This is a genomic window from Vibrio sp. A1-1 (genome assembly GCF_021728175.1).
In the GTDB taxonomy this organism is placed as follows: domain Bacteria; phylum Pseudomonadota; class Gammaproteobacteria; order Enterobacterales; family Vibrionaceae; genus Vibrio; species Vibrio diabolicus.
This window is the reverse complement of the sequence record NZ_JAKKCL010000005.1, coordinates 109,978-135,317: the sequence shown is the minus strand read 5'-3', so window position 1 is coordinate 135,317 and position 25,340 is coordinate 109,978. Positions and strand designations below refer to the sequence as shown.

Here is a 25,340-nt window from a genome sequence, read left to right as displayed (position 1 = left end):
TGAGAAAGGTTGTCAGGCGCGCGATAATAAAGGTATGTCACACTCTACTCTCCTTCACTATTTCAGACACAAAAACAAACTTTTTCGACGGCGGAAAGATACAATCTTCCGAGCATCTAAAGCCTCGTAGCCAGAATCCGTCGTCGAGATCCCGTAGATACAAACCACGTGGATAAGCTTTGTCATTCGAAAGCGGGGAAGACACCACAGTAAGGTACTCTCCCTTCGCCAAGTCAATTTCTTGTAAGCGGAGGTATGGCGCAACAGCTAAAGGACAAGGTGATAGGTTTTGTGTCGACGCCACTTCAATCATTTCTCCAAGGGTCGCGCCAAAATAAAGTCCGAAGTCAAACGGTGTTTTTATCGTTAAAAAGATCGATTGAATGTCATCTGAGCACTCGACTTTGTCATCATCGAATAGTTGTTGGGCGAAGGCATTCAATTGAACACCTTTTTGACTCAAGTGCTTTAACAAGTTCTTCTTTGTTAAACCTCCAACTTGCAACCTCACTTACACCACCCCTTGGTCTATCAGTTTTCGAACTTTTTCCAGTGCGTTCTGAAAAACGGTATGCGCTTGTGAGGAAATATCGCTCCCTATATCGTGCCAAAAGAACGCAAAATCATGTCCGCCATCGTCTTGCGTATGAAACGTCCATGAATCCGCCAGGTCAGCACACTCGCACGAAACAAAGTGCCATACTTGATTTTGAAAGCCACTGTCCCATGAGCATAAATACCGAGCGGAGATAACGTGCGTAATTCCAGATTCTTCAGCAAGCTCCCGCTTTGCAGCCGTGATGTAACTTTCATCAAACGTCTCAATAGTGCCCTTGACGAGCTGAATACCCGCCAACGGATGTTTAAAAAGTAGGAGCTCTTGGTTTTGCTTACGCAGAACGACGGGACAAACTTTATCGATCACAAAACCACTCCTCGTTGTTTAAGCAGAAAGCTTTGGCTTGTTCTGGATATAAAGGAATCGCATGAAGTTGCATGATTCATTCCTTTGAATTCGGACAACATTCTAGCCATCTTGTTTCACCGAGATAGCATTAACACCACGTAGTGATAACTCAGCCCTTAAGAAATGAGCAAGATGCGATATAACTCACTTTTGCGATTTGAATAGCGATGAGAAGTTGCGTAGAAGCAACAAAAAAGCAGAACCGAAGTTCTGCTTATAGAAGATAAAAACATGTCACTTAGGCGGACTGATGTAGCTCGTATTTATGCAACATCGCTTGTTGATGCCCCGCAATTTCCGCCACTTGCTCAGAACTCTCAACCATAGACTCAAGCTGCAGCTTTGTACGTTCGCCAAGGTCAGAAATATGGGTAATGGATTGAGATACATCTGCCGTCGCCCGTTCTTGTTCTTCTGTAGCAACTGAGATTTGCTCAACACGTTCTTGAATGTGTTTGACCGCAAGGTTGATATCAGAGAATGTCGATTTCACTTCATTGCTGGACTGCAGCGCGTGGGCCATTTCTTCTCTTGAATCACTTACCGCTTGGCGAGAACGCTCTGCTGCGGTAATAAGCTCACTCATCATTGCTCGGATATTCGTTGTTTGTTGAGAAGTATCACTTGCTAGTTTGCGGACTTCGTCCGCGACAACAGCAAACCCACGCCCTTGTTCACCAGCTCGAGCGGCTTCTATTGCTGCGTTGAGAGCAAGCAAGTTTGTGTTGTCAGCAATACCACTGATCATATCGACCATTTCACGAATCTGCTTAACACGCTGGTTTAGCTCTAACATAGATTGCTCATTCATGTCCAAAGAGCTTTCAAGTGATTCCAAACGTTCACGGTTTTGTTCCACAACTTGAACGCCTTTTGCAGTGTGCTGGGTAGCAAGCATCGAGTCCTGTGACGAGGCATTTGTCACTGTTGCTATTTCACGAATGGAGGCTTCAAGTTGCGTAATGGTCGTGATCATGCTCGCCAACGCTTCATTTTGTGTCGTCAACCCATCGCTCGTTTGTTCAGCTGCACTGTGGCTTACTTCGGCCGTCTGATAAAGCGTCTCACAGTTACGTGTAACTGTTTGGATAGAGTTGTTTGTTGAATCAATCACTTGGTTTAGTTTTCGTGCCACTTCTTTTAGTTCATAAGGGCCGACCTCATCTGCATTGTCACGAAAGTCATGCTCGGTAAGTGCTGAAAGACGCGTTAGTACATTCCTTAACCCTCGGTTTGTCCATGACTTAAGGCTAAACCAAGTAACCAGAATAATGAAAGATATCACGCACGCCGCAAAAACGATCATAACACTCACCGACTCAATGGTCTCATTGACCACACTCTCTTTATCCGCAATCAACTCACCAGCAGCTTGTGATATTTGATCAAGCAACCGCATGGTTTCATCCGCAAGAATCGAAGCCTGTTTAAACTCTGAACGTTGCAGTTCCCCTTGTTCTAGTTTGGCGAGGATCAAACGCAGCACGCCCTTTTCACTAAAGCCTTGCTTCACCATCTCGTACGGTGCCGTTAGGCTTGCGTATTCGCTTACTTCTGGATGTAAAGACTGGAAATCTTCATAGGCGAGATTAATACCTGCAATACGGTTACGCATTTCTCGGTATTCTTTTTCGGCTTTGCTCAGCTCAGAATGCATCATCATTACTAAGAACGTGCTTTCCATTGAGCTCGCTGAGGCAATAAATCGGTTGGCGGCATCACTCGATTCAGGATTTTCGGCACTAAGAAACGAGCTAATTCGATTCATTTCCGGGCCGATAGAGCTGAGTCCATAGCGGAACCCACCAACTCCTGCATCAATATCCATTTGAATTTTTATCACTGAAGATTGCTTCAGTAAAATGGACTGCGTGATGTTATGTAAACGCGCTAAATTTGTATCTAACTCCTCAGAGAGTTGCTCAGCAACACCAGAAGCTTCTCCAACCAAACTTTTACTTTGAGTCGCAAGTGAATCGATTTGCTCTTTTATTAGAGGCAACTCTTTTGGCTCAGTAATTTGCATACCATGGTTGAGTAGCTTAACCATCTCCAATACATTCCTGGTTAACTTTGCGTTCGCCATCGCGATTGGTAACGCTTTTTGCGACAAGTCTTCAAATTGCTCTCCTACCTGTTCCATTCCTTTGAAACTTGAGACAGAAAGGGCTATAACAAGAGCTATGATAGTTAAAAATGTTGCACTAACAGCCTGAATCAGTGAAAGTGATGTGCGTGAGCGTTTTCGCTTTGCCATAATCAATTTTTATTCTTTCTTAAGGTTGAATCGGTTTTGCAGTGATTCCGTCACATTTGTGAGACAAAACCGTGATTTGCAGCCCATACTATGGATTGGTTATGACACTAATATTTCAGTTGTGAGTCGTAGAGATGACAGGTGGTGATTTGCGTCGAGTATATTTTCCTTTGATAATCAGTGTGCTACTAAGCGCCTGCTCTTCTGGGCCTGAACCTAGCGAGCAAGTGCAAGTGACAACACCTACAAATCAGTTATTGGACAATAACCCTGACTTGTTCCAGTTTTATACAGAATGGCATGGCACACCTTATCGCTTAGGCGGCACACAAAAATCTGGTATTGATTGCTCGGCATTTGTGCAAAAAGCCTTTGTCGAGGCTTATCAGCTATCGTTACCCAGGACAACGAGACAACAATCGAAACAAGGTGTGGAATTAAATTGGACGGACGCCAAACAAGGAGATTTGGTGTTTTTTAAGACAAGACGGACGACCTATCATGTAGGGATTTACTTGGGTAACAAGCAGTTCATGCATGCGTCAACGTCTAAAGGTGTGATCATTTCAAGAATCGACAACCCATACTGGGCATCTAAGTTTTGGCAAGTAAGAAGAGTTACAATGTAACTCTTCTTACTTTTAGAATTGGAGATGACTGGTATCAAACAATATCAATCGTAAGTAGCAACGGCAGTATCGAATAGGTTTTTAACCAAAGCGATGTATTCATCAAGGAACGTGATCTGTTCATTAGTCGCTTTTTTATGCCATACACCAGCCAATATCTCACCAAGATCTTCAACAACCGCATCCGCTTCTTTTAGTAATTTGAAGCGTACGCTTGAGTGAAGCTCTGGGTTTTGCTCAAAGATCGCCATGATGTTTGAAGCCACCATATCGGTGACGACATCTTCGATGCTTTCGGATCCAGTGTCGCCAATTTCAGTCGTGAAAATATCTAGATTTAGCGACAAGTGCTCGATAAGAGCGAGATATCCATCGGTTTCTAAAACCACTGTTTTTCTCCGTTTATTGCAAGCCTTCGAAGCTGAAAGCGGAATAGTTTCAATAGTAAGACATGCCGAGAAAATTTCATTAACTTATTTCATATTAACAAACATTCACGAACCAACTGGATGTTTTTCAAACAATTGCGCTTTGCCTCACTGCGTTCGGATACAGGGTTTCTTCAAACCTTTTTGTATTTCAGTCATTTTCATGCAAACAAGTTTGGTTACGACCGTTTTCTTTTGCACGATACAACGCAGCATCGGCACTCTTTAACCATTGAGTGTGAGTTTCAAAATAAGGTTTATACTCGCAAACACCAATACTTATCGTGTAATTAATCAAAAAATCTTCCACTTTCACGATCTCTTGCTCAATTCTTTTACGTAAACGCTCCGCGAAATAGCAAGCTTGTTCTTGATTCGTATGAGGAAGCAATACCGTAAACTCTTCTCCGCCAAAACGACCGCACACATCACTGCTTCTTGCTGTCTTTCTTAATAACGAAGAAGTACGACGAATGACTTCATCTCCCGTCGGGTGACCATAGGTATCATTCACTTTTTTAAAGTGGTCGATATCAAATATTACTAATGAGCATGGTCCGTCGATAACTTTTAGGTGAGCAAACTCTTCTTTCAGAGATTGCTCCCAATAAGCACGATTAAATAAACCTGTTAAACCATCTTTGCGACTGATTTCAGACAAATGTTGATTTGTTTCTTTCAAATGAATGCGATTTCTTGCCGTTTCAGAGACATCATTCACTTGAATAGCAATGTGGCTGACCTCTCCTGAGAGCCCGATTAACGGGGTGATTACGATGTCTTGATACATGAAATCACTGCTGTTTGAAACCGGAGAAAAATTGTTGAATTTAAAAAGGTACGGTCGGTTTTCCCAGCTAGAGAAGGAACGAGTTTCCAGATCGGCGGCGGTTTTTATCTTGGTTTCTAGCCAAGTTTTTGGCAGCTCTTCAAAATGATCAAATAAACATTGGCCAAGGATTTCTTGTGACAGAACGCCACTGTATGACTGCATAAAACTGTTCCACACACAGACCTTATACTCTTGATCCAACACGATAAGCCCTGAATCCATCGTATCGAGAATTTGTGTGACCCAATGAAAGTCTGCTATGTCCAGCGTAATATCGGACATTAGATTAGCTCCATGATTTCATAAATAATTTCTACGGATGGTTTATCAATTAAAAACAGTACCTCACACTCAAAATCGAGCGCTTCTGCCATGTAGGTGTATTCGATAGTAAACAGCTCACCTAATTCACCCTGCTCTTCACAGTAAGGCGTTAACGTATCCACAATGCCTGGCTGACGAAGTGAGAATTGCTTGTCGAGCTGATCCCCTAACGATGTGAGAAATGAAGAAACCAGTAAGTTCGAGATATTCAAAATGATTTCATTATGAGGTGTAAACTCAAGCAGATAGCCTAACTTCTCGCCAATTTGATTGATGTCTCTACCACGCAAACACACCAGAGCTTCACCATGAATACCGCCACCAACAAACCTCTGCGCAACCGCGACGGAGCCATCACGCCCAACAACGTCGACAAGCGTCATATGAAGTTCGCCATAGGATAACGGACCAACATGTGGAACAGGAAGTTGGATGAACTCGTGTAAGTGGTCTGCCATAATCGCAGCCCCTTTACCAAGGGCAATGTTTGCAATCTCGCGGAATTTGGCTAATGAGGAGAACTCCTCGCAAATCTGGCTTTTAGGATCCATCGAATGGCTAGGCTTGAACGCATAGTGCAGCCCCAATTGTTCATAGAGCGGTATCACCTGCTCTTCTGTCAGAGGCTTAGCGATAAAAGCTTGAGCACCTAGCTCTATGCAGCGCTGTTTTGCCTCTTGTTGAACATCTCCAGAAATAATGACGATTTTAGTCTGGTAATGACTAACAGGTAATGACTCGAGGACTTCAAAACCGTCCATGATCGGCATCGTTAAATCGAGAAACAAAATATCGATATTTTGCTCCGCAAGAATATTTAGCGCCTCATACCCATCTTGAGCTTCGATCAGGTGCAATGATGTATCTTGTACGATGGAGCGCGCAATGAGCTTTCTTGCAACCGCTGAGTCATCACATATCAGTATTTTCATGTCACCAATGGAACTAACGTCAAAAAAATAATAATACCTGTTGTATACGTTCATCTCCATATGCTATGCCGACAAATCAGAGGCTTATAAGCGATTTGATTCACATTTATACAAATTGACTACACTGAGAGGAAGGTTTCTTTACGAAGTATGCTCAACGTAGCGCCAACACCTTGCTTTTTATCCTAAACTGTTGGTGGTCAAATAGATTCGCGAGGTTTTGTATGTGGCAAGCAATATCGCAACAGCTTTCTGATACTTTATTATTCGAGTACCAGATCACGGAAAAAGTAAGACTGTCTGGTGGGGATATCAGTGAAAGCTACATGATCAATGACGGCGAACAGCGCTATTTCGTGAAAATTAACGATCGCGAGTTTTTGTCTAAGTTTGAAGTTGAGGCAGAAAGTCTGCATCTTTTGCGTGAGACATCTACCCTATTTGTTCCAGAGGTTGTGTTGGTTGGTAAAACCAAAAACGCCTCATTCCTAATTCTTAACTACCTTCCAACAAAGCCATTAGAAGATGGCCCAAACAGCTTTAAATTAGGACAGCAATTAGCTCACCTTCATCAATGGGGCGAGCAAAAGGAATTTGGTTTTGATACGGATAACTATCTCGGGTCCACTCTACAACCCAATAAGTGGCACAAGAAGTGGTGTGTCTTCTTTGCTGAACAACGCATAGGATGGCAATTACAACTTCTTAAAGAAAAAGGCGTCACTTTAGTTGATATCGACGACTTTATAGATGTCGTAAAACAACTGCTAGCAAACCATGCTCCAGAGCCTTCCTTGCTGCATGGCGATTTATGGAATGGGAATGCGGCTCTCACGGCATGTGGCCCTATCTGTTACGACCCCGCCTGCTACTGGGGTGACAGGGAGTGTGATATTGCGATGACTGAGCTTTTTGGTGGATTTCAACCGGAATTTTATCAAGGTTATGAATCTGTTATACCACTTTCTGCTGGTTATCAAGAGCGTAAAGATATCTATAACCTTTACCATGTTCTCAACCATTGCAATTTATTTGGCGGCCATTACTTGGAGCAGGCTCAACAAGTTATTAATAAAATTATTTCTTATTAATTTGGAAGCCACTGCATATTTCAAGATGTAAAACCTCGAGGCACATCACTACAGAAAATGCCCCTAAGCTCAAGGTTGAGTTTGGGGTCAAGTTTTATACTTATTTCGACTCAATTAGCAACAACTCCACCTAATATCAAAGGAGACTTAACTTTGGATTGTGCCTATTTTCCTTGTAGGCAAAGTAAGTGAAGGGCTGTACTTCCTTAAAGAATAGAGTGTTTAAAAGCCCTGCGATATTAGGAGTTGTTGTATGAAAAATTATACCGAAAGGCATGTCAAATGCCCCCATTGTGGACATTCAATCGGCATTACACTAGATGCAAGTAATGGTGACCAAGAGTTTTATGATGATTGCCCAGCTTGTTGCCATGCCATTCACTTAAATATGCGAGTAGATGAGCTGCAAGATAAAGTCGAACTGTTTATCGATGACAATTACGAATAACAACTCGAGCATGTAAGCGTTGGAAACACAAAGTCACTTGAATTAAAAAGGAGCGCTTGGCTCCTTTTTATCATTCTAAAGCTGTTTTGCTGCGAGAACTCGCTCAACAGTATCAACTATGGCTTGAGTCTGAGGGTCAAACTCAATATTAACGCGGTCCCCTACTTGTCTTACTCCAAAGAGTGTTCGTTGCAAGGTTTCTGGAATTAGGTGTACTGAAAAACGACACGCTTCAACCTCACCAATCGTCAAAGAACAACCATCCAAGCCGATATAGCCTTTCGCTAACACATATTTCATTGATTCTTGCGGCAGTTGGAACCAAATAGTGCGGTTATTAGGCGTATCGATGATCTCGATAATATCAGCCATCAAACTAATATGGCCAGACATGCTGTGTCCGCCAATTTCATCACCAAACTTGGCAGCTCGCTCAATGTTTACGCTGTCACCTTCAACTAGCTCGCCTAAGTTGGTGAGAGCCAATGTCGCTTGCATTAAATCAAAGCTGATAAGGTTGCCATTAATTTTGGTCACGGTCAGGCAGCAGCCATTGTGAGCGACAGATGCACCTATTTCTAATCCTTTACAAAGCTCTTCGCTTAACTCGACAACATGCGTTTGAAAGCGTTCTTTTTTATCAATTTTAACGACCTTCGCCGTACCCTGAACTATTCCTGTAAACATTCTTTTTACCTATTGATTTCATACAAGCTGCAATCGATGACAGAGCCTTAAGCACAGCACTGTGTATCGAGATAAAACCTGTAGATTATAGAGCAACGACCTATTGAAAAATGAAGCCTTGTTCTCATACATGCTTCTAACATTAACATGATTTATTACAGCTCTCAGTATTAGCGTACCCTGAGCTTAGCGAGCATTAAGTTAGTGTTATCCACTATTCGCAACCTAACTATGGAATATAAACATACAATTGTTTATCATTTGCGCGGAGTTTCTCCGAGGCATTTTTTCACCTTATCGTGACTAAAATCAACCATCAGATCAGTTCACCACATCTTTTGTCCTCGAGCGCTCTCATTCTTTCAACTTATTGTTCCGCTCTGGAGTATTTTTCGTGCATCGCTATAAAGAAGAAGCATCAAGTCTCATCAAATTGGCGACCCCGGTATTGATCGCATCTGTTGCTCAAACTGGTATGGGGTTTGTTGATACCGTTATGGCCGGAGGCGTTAGTGCCACCGACATGGCTGCGGTTTCTGTCGCTTCAAGTATTTGGCTTCCATCCATTTTATTTGGTGTGGGTTTGTTAATGGCGTTAGTCCCTGTTGTCGCACAGTTAAATGGCTCTGGTCGTCGAGTAAAAATCCCGTTTGAAATTCAACAAGGCGTCGTTTTGGCATTGTTGATCAGTGTGCCGATTATTGCAGTGCTGCTTCAAACCCAATTTATTCTCGGATTTATGGATGTTGAAACGCTGATGGCAGAAAAAACAGTGGGGTACATTCATGCTGTTATCTTAGCAGTCCCTGCCTTCTTGCTTTTTCAAACGCTTAGAAGCTTTACGGATGGTATGTCATTGACGAAACCAGCAATGGTCATTGGCTTTATCGGTTTACTGCTCAACATTCCCCTAAACTGGATTTTCGTGTATGGCAAGTTTGGAGCACCTGAATTAGGCGGTATTGGCTGTGGTGTCGCAACCACGATTGTTTACTGGGTCATGTTTGCCCTACTATTGCTTTATGTAATGACATCAGATCGACTTAAAAGCATCAACTTATTTGGTGAATGGCATCGACCACAATGGAAAGCGCAAGTTCGTCTGTTCAGACTCGGCTTTCCTGTTGCAGCAGCGCTGTTCTTTGAAGTGACACTATTTGCTGTCGTTGCATTATTGGTATCACCATTAGGACCAATCATCGTTGCTGCGCATCAGGTTGCGATTAACTTCTCTTCGTTGGTATTTATGCTTCCAATGAGTATCGGTGCCGCAGTGAGTATTCGTGTCGGCCATCGACTTGGCGAAGAAAACGTAGATGGCGCTCGCGTTGCTTCACGAGTGGGCATAATGGTTGGTCTAGGTTTATCTGTTCTTACAGCGATATTAACCGTATTGTCTCGTGAATGGATCGCCGAACTTTACACTAGCAACCCAGAGGTCATCACTCTAGCGATGCAACTGCTCGTATTTGCTGCTGTTTATCAATGTACGGACGCAGTTCAGGTAATCGCGGCAGGTGCACTGCGTGGCTATAAAGATATGCGAGCCATCTTCAACCGTACGTTTATCGCCTACTGGATTCTTGGTTTACCAATGGGTTACGTCCTTGGCCGCACAGACTGGATCGTCGAGCCAATGGGAGCGCAAGGTTTCTGGCTAGGCTTTATCATCGGCCTTTCTTCTGCCGCACTTATGTTAGGGGTAAGAATGCGCTGGATGCATCGCCAAGAACCAGAGGTGCAATTGAACTTTTCAGTTCAGTGATCATAAGAAAAAGCCAGCACACGCTGGCTTTTTTGATCGAATAATAACGCTGTTGAGTATACTTATAACAAGCTTGTGAGCCAGTTTAGCCTGCTCTCAGTGTGACGAATACGAAGTTATAAAAAGGATATTTGTGCGGTCTATTTTATTGTTATTAGTCTTGTTTCTTAACGGTTGCGATAGCTGGTTCAACCCAGAAAACGCCATGTTTGACAAGTATCACCAACGTGTCGCCAATGTGTTGGACGCTCCTACTCTTCCAATCGAATCGCAACCTACTGTGACCATACCTGCAAAACGTGACTTATTCGAGCCACTTCCAAGGCTATCGATTGGTTTACTAGAAAGCTACCAATTACGCCAGTGTGGATTATTCAATCTACTTGCCGAGAAAAACTCGCAACTTGGAAAGGTGCAGGATGCCTTTCATGATTTTGATTACCAAACTTCACTGTTACGAGTCATGAATCGATGTTTATCCGAATTTCCACTTAGCGATGAAGAACGCGCGACATTGACAGAGCTTTATTCGACTAAGTGGCAACATTTAGGTACTCATCTTGACAACTTGCTACTCGCGAGTGATGCAATGCAAAAGCAGCTAACGGCGTCGGATTGGCTATCTCAAGAAACAGCAAATGATGTTGCACGTATTAACGACGTCTATCGCCTTTTCAGTGAAATGTACGGCTTGCCTCATCGCGCCATTTCACGTCTACCCGATATTGAGGTTGTGCAGTATCAAGAAGAGCTAGAGAAATCTCGTTTAATCGGACGACTTTACTATTCGATAATAAACGCTTCTCACTGGCTAAAAGCTACGACTCAGTTACTTGAGCAGAATCAGAGCAATGTATTGTGCGGGCCGAACAGAGACACCACCCAGTTCCGCTACCTAAGAAATGTCTTTCAATCCATTTACGTTGAAGAAGTGCAACCTTACTTAGCCTATTTAGACAGTACCTATCAGCAACTTCATGATGGCGCCACCTTGATAGAAAAGCGTATGCAACTTCATGGTCATCAATATGGCATAAAAGAAGCACACAAAACCTTTAGACAAGAAACCCTAAACCACGTTCAGTTTTGGCAGGGTCTCTTCAAGCGGTGCGGCGTAACCGTTGGCAACTAGTAAGTGCAGAGCGTTCTATTCCTTCAGCCTCTCACGCAAAAATCGGGCAAAACGTGGTTTACCAGTATGAGTAAAACCATTGTACCTGAACGTGACGGTTGAACCTATTTTCGGGGGCTGACGGCGTACTTCATCGGTAAACCCACTACCGATGTAAAACTCTGTACCATCTGGTAAGCGAACTAACATCGCCCCCATCATACCCAATAAACGCCCCGTGCCTGGTTTATAGCCCACGACTAGCGCTTCATCATCCGCGTATCGTTTCAGTTTAAGTAAATCACTACCACGTCCAGCTTGATACCTTACGTAGCATCACCCCTTCACCATCGGATATTGAAATCTTATCCAATTGCGCAAACAGGTGAGCTTCATTTTGGATCGCTCGGTGTTCGACATATTTGATATGAGGTTGGTCTACTTCGAGCACTAAGTCTTTGATGTTGTAATAACGCTTCCGGTAATCACCAGCAGAATACGGCATATCAAAGATCATAAAATCAATGTTTCGCCAAGCTGACTCCACAGGCGTTTTATCCAAAACCGTTTGTTGTACGAGATGAAAATTGCCTCGTCCCGCCCATAGCTCACCATCTAACGGATAATCAGGGAGTGAATCTATAAACCAATCTGGAGCGTAGATTCGGTTACCATTTCTCGTCACGAGATGTTGTCCGGTCCAATAGGCGCGAATGCCGTCGAGTTTTTCGCTATACCAGTATTCAGATACATCGATACCATCTTGATAGCTTTGCGCAAGAGAAACTGGAGGTGTGAGAGAAGTATCAGCTTGAAGCTGCGAAGACGCTGTCATAACAGCCAGCGCGATTAATGTCATTTTTAATGGCATAAGAAGACCTTGTACAAAAAAGCGCCTTTATTGAACCGTAACTCCTCTCGATGACCTATTTGTTACTAGTCATTCTTCGACTCAGAACAATCAACTTAAGTAATGATTTGCAAGGACAATCATAAACTTTAGACAGATTTTGCATTTAATATTTACACATTGTTCACAATAAGATGGGGGAGTCTCAAATCAAGTCACAACCTAATCTCGATGAGACTCTTGCTTTAGCGAACGATCTTAATTCGACACCTCTCCTGAACAAGCCGTTTGTCTATGCGTTTTTGATTCTCAAATTGAGAACCTATTCCTTTTCAATTTGAATGACATCAACAAAAAATCATAACTATTTGATTTTATTTGCATTTAAATCTGGCACGTTACCTGCTCTATATCCAAGTAGAGAAAACAAACGGAGATAGAGTCATGGAATTACGCAAACTAGAAATTAATCAAGACAAATTAGCCATTGAGTTTTTTGGTGACTTAGACGCAAGTGGCTGTCGACAAGCACAACATCACATTGATGAAGTAATTCACGACAATCATCACAAAGAAGTCGAAATTAACCTACAGCACGTCCAATTTCTTGATTCTTCAGGGATTGGTGCCATTGTTTACTTATATAAGCGTCTAGTTGAACGTGAAAGAAGCATGAGTATTGAAAACGTATCAGGCCAACCTTTAGAAATCATGAGCTTGCTTCGTATTAACCATGCTATTCCCGTTAACTCAAAAGGACACTAAAAATACCGGTTTAAACGGAGGTTGGCATGGTAAATCTTATACGACGATATGTAGTAAGCGGTCTTGTTGTCGGCATGTTTGGTTGTTCGTCGTTTGACTACCCAGACCACGGAAAAGGTGGCTTGGCGGAAAACTATCAAGATATCTCAATTGAAAATTATCAGTTTTCCCCAGTCATGCCCGATGAACCGTTAGGTCCAGAGCATGGGTTGAGGTTTGATTGGCAACTCACCAAGCTACACCTAGACGCGTTGATTCAAGAAGGCGCACGCTGGTGCTTTCCTGCGGCAGTAGTGCAGGCGCTTGAGAAGCAAAACAGAATCGCACGTGAGTTAGAAGGCGGACTTCTACTCGATGCTGCTAACGACCTAGTGATTCAGCGTCGACGTTTAAACCAACTTGAACAGCAACTCGACTATGTATTAAGCCAAACCACTTGTACGCCACCCGATGATATTGAAGCATTGCGTAGCGATTTGAACGTCGTCGCTGAAATTTATGCACTCCTCAATATTGATAATCAATTTGCTGTCGATTCAGCAGAAATTAATCCAAAGTACATGGGACATTTGGCAGAAGCTGCCTACATTTTACGTGACCACCCTAACCTAACTCTTGTGGTGACTGGGCATGCCGATGTCACTGGCTCACCAGATTACAACCAGAAACTCGCTCAAGCGCGTGCAGAACAAGTGAAGCGTTACCTGACTGTATTTGGCATCACTTCAGAACGCGTAACCACCAAATCTGTGGGAGATAGCCTGCCGCTTTATGAGGGTGAAACACCTGCCGTGCGTTTAACCAATCGCCGCGTAAGCATCGAGGTTATTAGCCCTAATTCAGATAGCGATACCTCAGTAAATCGCAATCTATCTGTAGGAGGTGCGCTATGAACACGATGAAACCATTTATCACCTTAGTTCTTTTGTGCTTGGTCGCTTGGGTACCTACTTCGTCAGCTGATGAAAACAATACTGTTAAGGTCGGCGATTTAATTCAGATTAACCTACCTGGAGAAGCTTCTTTAAATAAAGGGTTTCAAGTCGATCGCCGTGGGCGTATTAACTTACCGGAAGTCGGCCCTGTATTTGTTGCTGGATATAATGAGCAACAGCTCCAAGACGTGATTATCGAAACGCTAAAAACCGTGTATCGTGACGTAAACAACGCTCGAGTCTTTATCAAACAACAACAGTTATTAGTGTCGGTCCAAGGCTACGTGGTCAAACCCGGGGAATATACCTTACCTTCAGGTTCCAACATTCAAATGTTTGTATACGAAGCTGGCGGCCTTCGCGCTGGTGCTCAGCTCGATAAAATGATCGTTAAACGCGGCGACAAAAACATCGAGTTTGACTACAAACGTTTCCTTGATACTGGTGACAATAGCCAGCTCCCGAAATTGGAATCGCTGGACGTACTGTTTGTTCCAGCATCTCCACTCGTTGGGAATATTGAGCAAGAATTTGATGCAGCAAAACTCGCGAACTCAGGCGACAGCGCAGACTCCGCTCGTGCCATCAAAGTCTTTGGTGAAGTTAATGCTCCCGGCTCATTCTCTTACAAACCGAACACCACGCTCGTTGATGTCGTGATGAGAGCTGGCGGCGTAACACGATATGCCAGTGTTGAGCAAATTCGCGTGATCACAAATAACAACCCAACCATGTTTAATCTGAAAAAGTATCTAGATACGGGTGATCAAAGCTTACTACCAGAAATCCTACCGGGTGCCACCATCTTTGTTCCAAAACAGGAAGAAGAAATCAAAGCGGGTGCAAATGTGGTTTATGTCATGGGTGAAGTTGCCCACCCTGGCGCGTATGAAGGAAAGCAAGACGCTAGCTTCATGGATATTCTCGCCAATGCAGGCGGGCCTACTCGCTATGCAGAATCTCGCCAAATTCGTGTCATAAAAGCCGATGGTAAGGTCATCAAATTCGACCTAACCGCGCATACCGAGGGGCTGTCTTCGGTTAGACCACCGAATGTCGGACCTGGCGACGCGATTTTCGTCCCTGAGAAAACCGATTTCAACGAGAAGTCATGGCTAAAAGTGGCGCCAAGTCGAGCGGTCGCTGTGATGGGAGAAGTCGTGCGCCCGGGACGTATTGAATGGTCAGACGAAATGGATTTAATTGATCTGCTTGCGCATGTTGGCGGCCCAACACGTAGAGCTGACACCACCAAAATTGAAGTCGCCAATAATGGTCAAATGACACAGTTCGATTTAGATCAATACATTTTAGATGGCTCACCAACATCGAATCTGCCCCGAGTTTCTGCTGGCACGGTAGTAAGAGTCCATGCATTACCTGACGATCCATCAGACAACAAATCGCAATGGGTAAGCCAGAGCTCTGATGCCTCGATATATGTTTTCGGTCAAATCAATGCCCCAGGCCGCTATCGCTTTACCGAAGAGATGCACTTTCTGGATATTTTATCTGCCGCCGATGGACCAACAATGGATGCCGATATTCACAATATTCGTGTGACGCACCGTGGCCTAGGCTATGCCAAAGTGAGTAAATTGAATTTGTCGATGTACTTTGAAACGGGCGATGAGTCTATTCTGCCCCACGTTCGTCCCGGCGATACCATTTACATTCCGGAAAAAAACAAAAACTGGTTGGATCGCTCCAAAGAATCCACCGTGCGTGTATTAGGTGAAGTAAGAGACCCTGGGCGCTATGTATTTAATGACAACATGACGGTACTTGACTTGCTGGCCGAAGCAGGAGGCCCGACAAACAATGCGTATCTTGAAAAAATCAGTGTGGTCAACATGTCTTGCTGTCAGGGCCAAGCTCGAACATTTGATTTGGTGAAATTTAGCAAAACCGCCAACATTTATGATTTACCAGTCATCCGTGCAGGCGACACTATTTACATTCCACATAAAGACGAAAGCTTTGCTGAAAAAGCGAGAGCCGGATTAAGAGATATTCTACAAATCACCACAACCATCGTGTTAATAGGAGCGTTGTAATGACTATTCCTGCCACTCACGCTGAGATTGAGCAAATTTATCTTCAGAGTGAACAGAAAGGCCACAAAACGATTTGTGTTGTGGGTTGTAAGTCTGAAGACGGCGTCACTTCCGTGGCTTCATCTCTAGCAGAGCGTCTGGTTTTAGCTGGGCACAATACTTTGTATGTGGATCTTAACCTGTTCAAGCCCGCTTATCGCACCATTCACGAGTTTGATGATGCCGAAAAAGTTGGCCACCTGATCACAAGAGAAAATACGCATCAAACCTTAGTCGGTCTCCCTGCTCCATCTCTCGCCAGCACTCAATTGGCGTACCGAGACCCGACAATGCTGAAGCGCAATATTGCAGAGTGGTTAACGCAATACGAGCGCGTCGTGATAGACACATCTCCACTTCTGAGTGTCAACCGAAGCAATATTGCCCCTCAAGTGATTGCGGGCGTATGTGATGCCACCTTATTAGTCGCACATTATGGCTCTACGACGGCAACCCAACTCGAACAAGCCAAAAAACTACTTGATGCTAGCGATGCGAATTTGATTGGTTCCGTGCTGAATATGAAGCATACACCTAGCCTGAAAGATGAGTTGATCCGCCAAGTTTCCAAGCTACGCTTTTTACCCAAAAAGTGGAAAGAAAAGATATCTCAACAAATTAAGAAAAGTGAACTGTTTATGTTATAGGGAGCGCCAATATGACTGCAAATAACACACCGACTATCGAACAAGAATTGGTGGATGAACACATTCTCCAGCAAATGATCAAAGATACGTGCGCCGAAATCATCCCTACGCTGATTGAACACTATATTGAAGAGTCACGAGAGCGCATGGAGAAAATAGAGCAAGCATTAAGCGCGAGAGACCTCCAAACATTAGAGTTCGAAGTTCATACACTCGGCAGCTCTGCCCTTGCTTTAGGTAACCGAACGCTTTCCAGACAAGCAAGAATGATTGAGAAATATTGTGTGGAAGGAAAAACACTAGAAGCATTGGCTCTCTGTGAGTCTCTCTCCCAGCTGGCCAATGAATCGTTTGACGCGCTAGAAAAGCGAAAAGATCAAGGGTTCGAGTAACAGTTTCAATGATAAATTATCTTATGAATCATCGCACTTATTAAAGTGCGATGCCGATATCATCTAAGACATTTACAATTTAACTTAATCAATTAAAAAGTATGGATTTTTCGCAAATTTCCCACCTTGTGCTAATACTTAGATAACGCTTTTCTCAAATTGAGAATATTCAGCACTAGAGAGCACTAAGTCATATAACTCGCTCATCACGCCAAATACAAATAATAGTGCTGACAAAAAAACATAAAAGTGAAACGAACTACGTTGGGATAGGACTATGAGACCAAGGGTGTTACTGGTAGAAGACTCTACTTCACTAGCCATACTTTATAAGCAGTATGTCAAAGACGAACCTTATGACATTTTTCATGTTGAAACAGGTCGCGAAGCAATTCAATTTATTGAAAGAAGCAAACCTCAACTCATCATTCTCGATTTGAAACTGCCCGATATGTCTGGTGAAGACGTATTGGATTGGATCAACCAGAATGACATTCCTACCTCAGTTATTATTGCTACAGCGCACGGCAGCGTAGACTTAGCCGTTAACCTAATTCAAAAAGGTGCGGAAGATTTCTTAGAAAAACCTATTAACGCCGATCGCCTAAAAACTTCTGTTGCATTACACCTCAAACGCGCCAAATTGGAAGATTTAGTAGAAAACATTCAGTCCAAGTTTGATCGCCATAACTATCACGGATTTATCGGTTCAAGTCTCCCAATGCAGGCGGTATATAAAACCATTGATGCCGTTGCTCCAACATCTGCCAGTGTCTTTATTGTGGGTGAAAGCGGCACAGGTAAAGAAGTCTGTGCTGAAGCCGTGCACCGTCAGAGCGATCGTAAAGACAAGCCTTTTATTGCTATTAACTGCGGGGCTATCCCACGAGATTTAATGGAAAGTGAGATCTTTGGCCACGTTAAAGGCGCATTTACCGGAGCCACAACAGACCGAAAAGGTGCTGCGACGCTGGCTCACGGTGGTACGCTTTTTCTCGATGAACTGTGTGAAATGGAACTTGAGATGCAAAAGAAGTTGCTCCGTTTTCTTCAAACAGGAACCTACACACCGCTTGGCGGCACTCGAGAGATGAAGGTGGATGTTCGAATCATTTGTGCCACCAACCGAGATCCATTAACAGAAGTGGAAGAAGGTCGTTTTCGTGAAGATTTGTATTACCGCGTACACGTAATACCTATCGATATGCCCCCCCTACGCGAGCGAGGAAGTGACATTGTCACGCTAGCCAAGCACTTTTTGACCACTTATGCCAAACAGGACAAAAAGAAATTCTCAACAATCGACAGCGAAGCTCAACATATCATCAAGCATTACGAATGGCCGGGTAATGTAAGGCAATTACAAAACATCATACGTAACATTGTGGTGCTTAATAATGACGAAAAAGTCACGGTGAATCACCTACCCGCTCAACTGACTAGAAAGTCTAAAACGGTGAGAACATCCACTCCCGCACATGTAACTCAAGAGCCAGCACCCCCTCCAACAATAACATCCCAACCAGTGTATGTTGAGGAACAATCGGCCCCCGCTAGAGAACCGTCAATACCGACACCGGAACCTAACATACAATCATCAGCGGCTGCCTCGCCGTACTTTAACTCTGATGGAACCATTCGCCCTATGTGGCAAGTGGAGCGTGAGGCGATTCAAAACGCAATCGCATACTGTGATGGCAACGTACTCAATGCCGCCGTAATGCTGGAGCTAAGCCCATCTACGGTTTACCGAAAAAAACAAGCGTGGGAAGCGGATGAAATTAATCTCGAACAATCTTGAGAAACCTGACGTTGGTGAAATTTGGATTTTTCTTGATAGCCGCCTGTTTGGCGGTATCGAAAGTCACGTCATAGAGCTTGCTCGTGGATTAATGACATTTGGGCACAAAGCACGTGTTGTCTTAGCGACTGAGTACTCGCCACCAGCACAGATTGTAGAAAAAGCAGAAGAATCCACTATCCCTGTGAGTTACTTGAACCATTTGTCTGGTGAGCCACATAAGGCATTAAAGATCAAACACCTAACAAGCGCGGTCGCCAATCACCAACCATCGGTCATTCACTCCCACGGTTACAAAGCGTCAATCTTGGCGCGCTGTGCCAAGCTACTCACGCGCACATTTCCTCGCTTGATTTCAACTTATCATGCAGGAGAATCATCCTCGGGAAAACTGTGGCTCTATGATTGGCTTGATAGAAGTTCAGGCTACCTCTCTAACCACTGCTTTTCCGTCAGCCCAAGCATTCAGCGCAAAGTCATTTTCCCTTCGGAACTGCTGAATAACTTTGTTTCGATTCCCGATTGTAATCTCAACTATCAAGAAATCGCCTTCGTCGGCCGATTGAGCCAAGAAAAAGGTGCCGACCAATTTATCGAAGTGGCTAAGCTCTGCCCAACACTGCAGTTTAGTGTTTACGGTGATGGACCCGAAAGAGAATCACTCGCCCACATTGCCCCTTCAAATGTGATATTTTTCGGTCATCAAACTGAAATGGAGACCGTTTGGAAAAACATTAGCGTGCTGGTAATTTCTTCTCGCTATGAAGGCCTGCCTATGGCGGCGCTTGAAGCAATGGCTAGAGGAATAGTAGTGATGAGCCTACGCGTGGGTCGCTTGCCCGATATTATCCAAACTGGCGAAAATGGCTTTATTGTCGATGACGTCCCATCTCTCGCTCAATGCCTTAAACATTGGATGTCTCTTGATGAAGTGCAGCAATCTCACATTCGTCAAAACGCTCGGCAGACCATTATTGATGATTTCTCGGCGCAAAACGTTATTCCTGTATTGCTACGAAAATATCAAATTGAAACGGAGCAATAAGCCATATTGGTTCTCAATATGAGAATATTGCTTACCCCCTTAAGGCCAAGCACAAATATCTAATAATATTCAAACACATAAACTAATGGCATATTTTGGCATCTCTGTTGCAACTCAGCAGTTAACACAAGTTAATGATGAGACAGAGGTGACTTATGACTACTCCAAAACGCATTCTATATGTTCATTATGGTGATAACTGGATTCGCGGCAGTGAAGTGGTACTTCTGGATCTCATCTCAGGGATTGACCGTGATAAGTTTGAGCCATTCGTGTGGTCAAACTGCCAGCCACTAATCGATAAGTGTCAATCGCTCGGAATTGAAGCGGAACATTCTGTTTTCAATCTCGTTGGTGGCTGGAGTGCGCCTCGCTGGGATATTAGCGGATGGAATAGCCTTATCAAACAAGGCTCAGCACTGATCGAAAAACACAATATCGACTTGGTACACGTTAATAGCGGTGGCCCTTGTCAATGGATGTGTTTGGCTGCACGCATGAATCACATACCACTTGTCACCCAACTTCATTGTCACTATACATTGCGAGATCGCTTCTCTCTTGGGCTACACCTCTCCCCAAAATTGATTTGCGTTAGTAAAGATGTCGGTCGTGAAATTATTCAGGACGGTTACCCAGAAGACCAGCTTTATGTTGTGCACAACGGTGTATCGCTTCAAGACTCTGATACGCCCATTGATATCAAGGCTCACCTCGGAATACCTCCACAAGCGTTTACCTTTCTCTCGGTAGGTTCGTTGATTAAAAGAAAAGGATTCGACCGCCTTATTCGCGCTATGCGCATGCACAATTACCATCACGATAATCCTCATCTTGTTATCGTTGGCGATGGCGAGGAAAGAGAAACATTGCAACAACTTGCTTCGGATCTCGGTATCCAAGACAGAGTCCACTTTGTCGGGGAAAAAAGCAATGCTGGTGCATGGATGTCTGGGAATGCAGACGCTTTTATTAGCGGCGCCTACGAGGAAGCCTTTGGTCTCGTATTAGGGGAAGCGGCTTTAGCTCAACTGCCTATCGTGGCTCCTAAAACAGGAGGCATTCCTGAGTTGTTCGAGCATAATCACTCTGCGCTACTGTACCAGAATAGTGGAATGGCAGGCTTATTAAACGCTATCCAACAAGTCATGCAAGATGCAGCGCTAAGAAACAAGCTAGCTGAAAACGCCTATCTTCATGCTAGCCAAAACCTCACGACTGCAGCATCCATAAGCGCCATTGAACGTATTTATGAAGGTGAGCTTGAGAGCAACAGTATTACACCAATGCCAATGACTCACTGCATGAAGCCTCTTTCACGCTGGTTGAGCATCAATTGAGGAGGCCAGTCATGAAACGTGTATTAATGTTCGACGCAATCCCAATGCAAGGTGGTTCTAAAATTGCGAATGCAGAGCTCCTCAAACAGTGCGATAAACTGAACGTAATTGGTTATCTGCTGACCACGAATCCAGAGCATTGGGAGTCACTACTTAGCGATACGCCTCGTGTGCAGATTATCAAAATCAAACCATCACCACTGAGCTCCACTCATGGCCTCACTTACTGGTTAATGAACGCGTATTACTTTATCCAACTGATTTTTGCGTGCATGAAACTACCAAAGATAGATAGCTTTTTAGGTCTATCTTGCCCAAGTAACGATATGCCTTTGTACTTACTAAGATTAATCAGCAAAAAGCCTGTGGTACAAATGGTTCATGGTCCAGTTGGTCGTTCAAGATCTTCCGGCTACTGCTTGGTAAAAGCATCCGCAATTTATTACTTGGCAAACACCCGAGAATCGATGCTAGAGGCCTTACAGGTCTACCTCAAAACAGAGAAGCCAGCCACTGAACGCTATTGGTGTGGTTTGAATGCGTCTACGTTTGTTAACGGACTATCGAGAGACCGTTGGCCAAAACAAGCAAATCCGATTTCAAACCGCGTCTTCTGGGCGGCCAGCTTACTAAAATGGAAGAACATCGATCTTTTTCTTGATGCTTTAACACTTGATAAGACAAAAGAGATCAAATCTACCGTGTGTTACATCAAACCAAATGTGGCAGGTGTGGAATATTCAACACCAGACTTCACCACAAAAGGTGTTGAATGGCATGAATGCCCAGATAACCTCGATGACCTACGCTCTCAGTGTGGTGTGTTTGTTTCCACCAGTGTTAACGAACCTTTTGGATTATCCATTTTAGAAGCTCTCGCAGCAGGCATGTGCATCGTCATCCCACATGATGATAGCTACTGGGATCGCGTATTGACGCATGGCCGCAATTGCATCAAGTACACACCAAACAATGTGGCGTCGTTACATAACGCAATTCGCCTTTTGAATGAGTCTCCATGGATGAAAGTGACAATGGGTATCGAAGCACTCAACGTTTCTCAACTTTATACGGCCGAACGTTGTTATCTGCCAATCGCTCAGCACCTTGCAGCAGAATCCGCACCGAATGGCGATTGTAAACTCAAAACACCGCGATACATCAAAGGATATGACCATGTCTAAAGCAATGACCAACATGTCGCTGTTCGCTATCGCGTTAGTGATAAACAAAAGCATCAGCTTAATCATGCTGCCTGTATTGCCCCACTTTCTCTCACCAGAACAAATGGGCAAGCTTGAACTGCTTACCACCTTTGGCGTTGTCACAACCTTATTCGTCAGTTTCGCTTTGCATGAAGCGCTGTATCGATTCGTCGGGGTTGAAAAGGATCAAAATACGCGCACAAGCCTTCTAAACCAGCTGTACTCACTTGCTTTATTCATCGCTGGCATCGTGGCTTTATGCCTACTCGCTATCATTATGCTCGCGCCTATTCCTGCACCTTTTACGCGAGTCGAGTTTGCTATTGTTATGTTTGCTATCGCTCTAGAAGGCAGTATCGCAATCGGCACAGCTTGGTTGAGAACACAGGACGACAAAGCAAGAACCCTACTTAACGTCATGGTGACTACCACTGTTTTTCAGGTCATTTTCATCATCACGGCACTGTCTATTCACCCACATGTTATTTCTGTTTTATGGGGTGGCTTGTTGGCTGCTATTACTCAGTTTGTCTGGCTGCACATCATTAACCGCTACAGCATGACTCTGCCAAATCTGACAGTGGCGAAACAATACCTAAATTACTGTCTTCCAATGATGATGGCTGGATTGGTTGCGTTTTGTCTCAATGGCGCTGAACGCTGGTTCATCGGCGCGAACGCCTCACTTGCGACCTTAGGGATTTACGCGATAGCCGTAAAATTTGCGGTTGGCATGTGTATTTTAGTTCAGCCATTTGGCATGTGGTGGATGCCACGTCGATTTAATTACCTAGAAGGTCGTAAGAGTACAGAAGCTGTGCGCATCACTCATCTAGGCATGATTTACATTACCGGTTTAAGTGTTGCAGTCGGCACATTAGCAATGGTGATGATCACTTACCTGTTACCAGAAACCTATCATGAGGCGGTACTGTTCAGCTTGTTCTTACTGCCTATCGCTATGCTAAAAGAGTGGAGCGAGCTCATTAATATTTCCATTTTGTACAAGCGTCGTACTCGCTGGTTACTGGGTATTAATGTCGTCTCAGCATGCGTTGCAATTGCTTTGCTGTTTGGCCTATCGTCCCTGGGTATCTATGGAGTTTTCATTGCGCTTTATTACGCTCAACTGTGTAAGCTTGGCCTTACTTATGTGGTAGGCCAACAATGCATGCCGTTGCCTTTTCACCTAAGTCTGATGGTTTTATTGCAGATTATCTCCGGTGTGGCACTGTTCCTGCTTCACTCCTCACAATCAATAGGCATCGCCATCGCAATTTGCATTTTGACATGCACTTTGCTGGCAGGGATAGCCACTCGCTATATGAGTAAAGAGACGCTAAATGCGCTCACTCGATACATGGTGAAATGGCGTGGACAGGTGAAGAGATACTCGTTATGACTGAAAGCAAGGTGAGAAGAAAGCAGTCCATCGCAGCGCTGACGATTACCGTCTTTATCGGCCTGCTTTGGATTGTTATGCCTCACCCTATTTTGATTGTCGCATTATGTTTCGCCCCGCTGGCTTTACTGTTCGTTCTCAACCAAACGTTTTGGCTTGTCACGCTGTTCGTTATTTTTTCATTCTTTCGTATTCATGAAGCGTTTCCCGTTATCTATAACTTTAAGATCCCATTGCTACTATCATTGGGGGCACTGGCCGCACTTGCTTTCCACCTTTTGATAAGTCGCCAGCTTACTGCTTTTTGGCACCCTTCATTAAAATGGCTGTGCATATTTTGGGGGTTGGTGATCATCGGCATCGTCTTTGCGTCCAGTCGTGACATTGCCATTACAGTTTTCAAAAATACCTATTGGAAAATCATCATTATGACATTGGCGATCACCTGGCTTATTACCAAACCGGCTCAGTTAGCACAAATGTCGAAAGCGATAATTTTCGCCGGATTGTTGATTGGTTTAGTCGCATTACAAAACGCAGCGAATGGCATTGATTTAGTCGAAGGGACGCGCGTATCGATTGGACGCTCCATAGGTTCAGTACTCGGCGATCCGAACGACTTGGCGCTGGTATTAATGTTTCCCCTCGCCTTTACCGTTAGTCAGTTAATGGAGAAACGTTCACCTAAGCATCTCCGGCTCTTCGCACTTGTTACCTGTTTGGTGTTGTTTTTTGCGATTATTGAGACACAAAGCCGCGGAGGCTTGTTAGGCTCTTTATCGGTATTTGCGTACTTTGCCTTTAAGCACATCAAAAGCAAAACGTTAGTCTTAGTACTAGGCGCCGTAGCAGCCATCGTACTCTACGCATTTGCTGGTATCTCAGGGCGAGAATCGGGTGGCGCAGCCGAGGATGGTATAGATGCCTCTGCGATGGGGCGACTTTACGCGTGGGAAGCCGCATTTAAAATGGCTCTCCATCATCCGTTAACTGGGGTTGGGCTTGATAATTTCTACTTTAATTACTATTTCTATAGCCCTCACTGGGATGGCATCAATCACGCCGTACACAGTACTTGGTTTGGCGTATTAGCGGAAACGGGGTTTGTTGGACTCGCCGTGTTCATTACATTGATTGTGTCATTGATTCGAACCTCTTTGCATTCTATTTCACTACTGACGCCAACCTCGGATTACACCCTATCTGTTGGAGCAAATGCAGTCTTAAGTGGGCTGATCGGGACCATCGTATCAGGCACCTTCCTCACTCAAGGTTTCACTTGGCCAATATACATTCTGGCGGCATTAACGGTAGTCGTTAGTCGAATCGTTCAAAGTGATTGTCAAAATGAGAAACCCTAATTTCAAATACCAACAGAAAGCCCAATCACC

General features: G+C 44.1%; 23 protein-coding genes and 1 pseudogene. 16 read left to right on the top strand and 8 right to left on the bottom strand.

Annotated features, from left to right (window positions below; translation table 11 throughout):
• Positions 1-37: 37 nt before the first annotated feature.
• The 3 genes from L3V30_RS10140 to L3V30_RS10130 form a co-directional block, all read right to left on the bottom strand.
• A complete protein-coding gene (locus tag L3V30_RS10140; RefSeq protein ID WP_237308856.1) occupies positions 38-442 on the bottom strand; it encodes a hypothetical protein in 405 nt (134 codons plus the stop codon).
• 69 nt (positions 443-511) lie between these two features.
• Complete coding sequence (locus L3V30_RS10135; RefSeq protein WP_012841842.1) at positions 512-925, bottom strand: NUDIX domain-containing protein; 414 nt, start codon at positions 923-925, stop codon at positions 512-514.
• A gap of 280 nt (positions 926-1,205) precedes the next feature.
• On the bottom strand, positions 1,206-3,224 hold the full coding sequence (locus L3V30_RS10130) for a methyl-accepting chemotaxis protein (RefSeq protein WP_237308855.1): 2,019 nt from the start codon (positions 3,222-3,224) through the stop codon (positions 1,206-1,208).
• 134 nt (positions 3,225-3,358) lie between these two features.
• Between L3V30_RS10130 and L3V30_RS10125 the strand changes: the two genes are divergently transcribed.
• Positions 3,359-3,853, top strand: coding sequence for an NlpC/P60 family protein (locus L3V30_RS10125; RefSeq protein WP_005396208.1), 495 nt, complete (start codon positions 3,359-3,361; stop codon positions 3,851-3,853).
• 44 nt (positions 3,854-3,897) lie between these two features.
• Here the strand turns inward: L3V30_RS10125 and L3V30_RS10120 are convergent, their stop codons facing one another.
• The 3 genes from L3V30_RS10120 to L3V30_RS10110 all read right to left on the bottom strand — a co-directional run bounded on the left by L3V30_RS10120 (position 3,898) and on the right by L3V30_RS10110 (position 6,369).
• Positions 3,898-4,242, bottom strand: a complete 345-nt coding sequence (locus tag L3V30_RS10120) for a DUF3802 family protein (RefSeq protein WP_005396212.1) — start codon at positions 4,240-4,242, stop codon at positions 3,898-3,900.
• Between the two features lie 190 nt (positions 4,243-4,432).
• A complete protein-coding gene (locus tag L3V30_RS10115) occupies positions 4,433-5,395 on the bottom strand; it encodes a diguanylate cyclase (protein WP_005396213.1) in 963 nt (320 codons plus the stop codon).
• Positions 5,395-6,369, bottom strand: a complete 975-nt coding sequence (locus L3V30_RS10110; RefSeq protein ID WP_237308854.1) for a response regulator — start codon at positions 6,367-6,369, stop codon at positions 5,395-5,397. The genes L3V30_RS10115 and L3V30_RS10110 overlap by 1 nt, the downstream gene beginning before the upstream one ends.
• 224 nt (positions 6,370-6,593) lie before the next feature.
• Between L3V30_RS10110 and L3V30_RS10105 the strand changes: the two genes are divergently transcribed.
• Both L3V30_RS10105 and L3V30_RS10100 read left to right on the top strand, forming a co-directional pair.
• A complete protein-coding gene (locus L3V30_RS10105; protein WP_237308853.1) occupies positions 6,594-7,460 on the top strand; it encodes a fructosamine kinase family protein in 867 nt (288 codons plus the stop codon).
• 253 nt (positions 7,461-7,713) lie between these two features.
• Positions 7,714-7,908 carry a CPXCG motif-containing cysteine-rich protein gene (locus L3V30_RS10100; RefSeq protein WP_005396219.1) on the top strand — a complete coding sequence of 65 codons (195 nt, stop codon included), beginning with the start codon at positions 7,714-7,716 and terminating at the stop codon, positions 7,906-7,908.
• A gap of 75 nt (positions 7,909-7,983) precedes the next feature.
• Here the strand turns inward: L3V30_RS10100 and L3V30_RS10095 are convergent, their stop codons facing one another.
• Complete coding sequence (locus L3V30_RS10095; RefSeq protein ID WP_237308852.1) at positions 7,984-8,595, bottom strand: riboflavin synthase subunit alpha; 612 nt, start codon at positions 8,593-8,595, stop codon at positions 7,984-7,986.
• 394 nt (positions 8,596-8,989) lie between these two features.
• Between L3V30_RS10095 and L3V30_RS10090 the strand changes: the two genes are divergently transcribed.
• Together L3V30_RS10090 and L3V30_RS10085 are read left to right on the top strand one after the other, a co-directional pair.
• A complete protein-coding gene (locus tag L3V30_RS10090; RefSeq protein WP_065646737.1) occupies positions 8,990-10,360 on the top strand; it encodes an MATE family efflux transporter in 1,371 nt (456 codons plus the stop codon).
• A gap of 133 nt (positions 10,361-10,493) precedes the next feature.
• On the top strand, positions 10,494-11,492 hold the full coding sequence (locus L3V30_RS10085) for a DUF3080 domain-containing protein (protein WP_237308851.1): 999 nt from the start codon (positions 10,494-10,496) through the stop codon (positions 11,490-11,492).
• Between the two features lie 15 nt (positions 11,493-11,507).
• On the opposite strand, the pseudogene L3V30_RS10080 reads toward L3V30_RS10085, so the two are convergent.
• Positions 11,508-12,342, bottom strand: a pseudogene (locus tag L3V30_RS10080) (DNA ligase).
• Positions 12,343-12,765: 423 nt separating this feature from the next.
• On the opposite strand from L3V30_RS10080, the gene L3V30_RS10075 reads away from it, so the two are divergent.
• From L3V30_RS10075 to L3V30_RS10025, 11 genes are all read left to right on the top strand, one after another.
• Positions 12,766-13,086, top strand: coding sequence for an STAS domain-containing protein (locus tag L3V30_RS10075; protein ID WP_005394270.1), 321 nt, complete (start codon positions 12,766-12,768; stop codon positions 13,084-13,086).
• Positions 13,087-13,112: 26 nt separating this feature from the next.
• Positions 13,113-13,979, top strand: coding sequence for an OmpA family protein (locus L3V30_RS10070; RefSeq protein WP_046875254.1), 867 nt, complete (start codon positions 13,113-13,115; stop codon positions 13,977-13,979).
• A complete protein-coding gene (locus L3V30_RS10065; RefSeq protein WP_237308850.1) occupies positions 13,976-16,078 on the top strand; it encodes an SLBB domain-containing protein in 2,103 nt (700 codons plus the stop codon). Before L3V30_RS10070 ends, L3V30_RS10065 begins: the two co-directional genes overlap by 4 nt.
• Positions 16,078-16,764 (top strand): AAA family ATPase, encoded by a 687-nt coding sequence (locus L3V30_RS10060; RefSeq protein WP_053807396.1) that lies wholly within the window; start codon positions 16,078-16,080, stop codon positions 16,762-16,764. The genes L3V30_RS10065 and L3V30_RS10060 overlap by 1 nt, the downstream gene beginning before the upstream one ends.
• An 11-nt stretch (positions 16,765-16,775) precedes the next feature.
• Positions 16,776-17,156, top strand: a complete 381-nt coding sequence (locus L3V30_RS10055) for an Hpt domain-containing protein (protein WP_005394262.1) — start codon at positions 16,776-16,778, stop codon at positions 17,154-17,156.
• A gap of 277 nt (positions 17,157-17,433) precedes the next feature.
• Complete coding sequence (locus L3V30_RS10050; RefSeq protein ID WP_237308849.1) at positions 17,434-18,957, top strand: sigma-54 dependent transcriptional regulator; 1,524 nt, start codon at positions 17,434-17,436, stop codon at positions 18,955-18,957.
• Positions 18,932-20,002: a glycosyltransferase family 4 protein gene (locus L3V30_RS10045; protein ID WP_237308848.1), complete on the top strand. Its 1,071-nt coding sequence runs from the start codon at positions 18,932-18,934 to the stop codon at positions 20,000-20,002. The genes L3V30_RS10050 and L3V30_RS10045 overlap by 26 nt, the downstream gene beginning before the upstream one ends.
• Before the next feature lie 155 nt (positions 20,003-20,157).
• Positions 20,158-21,342: a glycosyltransferase gene (locus L3V30_RS10040; protein ID WP_182036582.1), complete on the top strand. Its 1,185-nt coding sequence runs from the start codon at positions 20,158-20,160 to the stop codon at positions 21,340-21,342.
• Positions 21,343-21,353: 11 nt separating this feature from the next.
• Positions 21,354-22,526 (top strand): glycosyltransferase family 4 protein, encoded by a 1,173-nt coding sequence (locus L3V30_RS10035; protein WP_006742943.1) that lies wholly within the window; start codon positions 21,354-21,356, stop codon positions 22,524-22,526.
• Entirely contained in the window at positions 22,519-23,949 is a 1,431-nt protein-coding gene (locus L3V30_RS10030; RefSeq protein ID WP_237308847.1) for a lipopolysaccharide biosynthesis protein, read from the top strand. The genes L3V30_RS10035 and L3V30_RS10030 overlap by 8 nt, the downstream gene beginning before the upstream one ends.
• Positions 23,946-25,310, top strand: a complete 1,365-nt coding sequence (locus L3V30_RS10025; protein WP_237308846.1) for an O-antigen ligase family protein — start codon at positions 23,946-23,948, stop codon at positions 25,308-25,310. The genes L3V30_RS10030 and L3V30_RS10025 overlap by 4 nt, the downstream gene beginning before the upstream one ends.
• Positions 25,311-25,340: the final 30 nt, after the last annotated feature.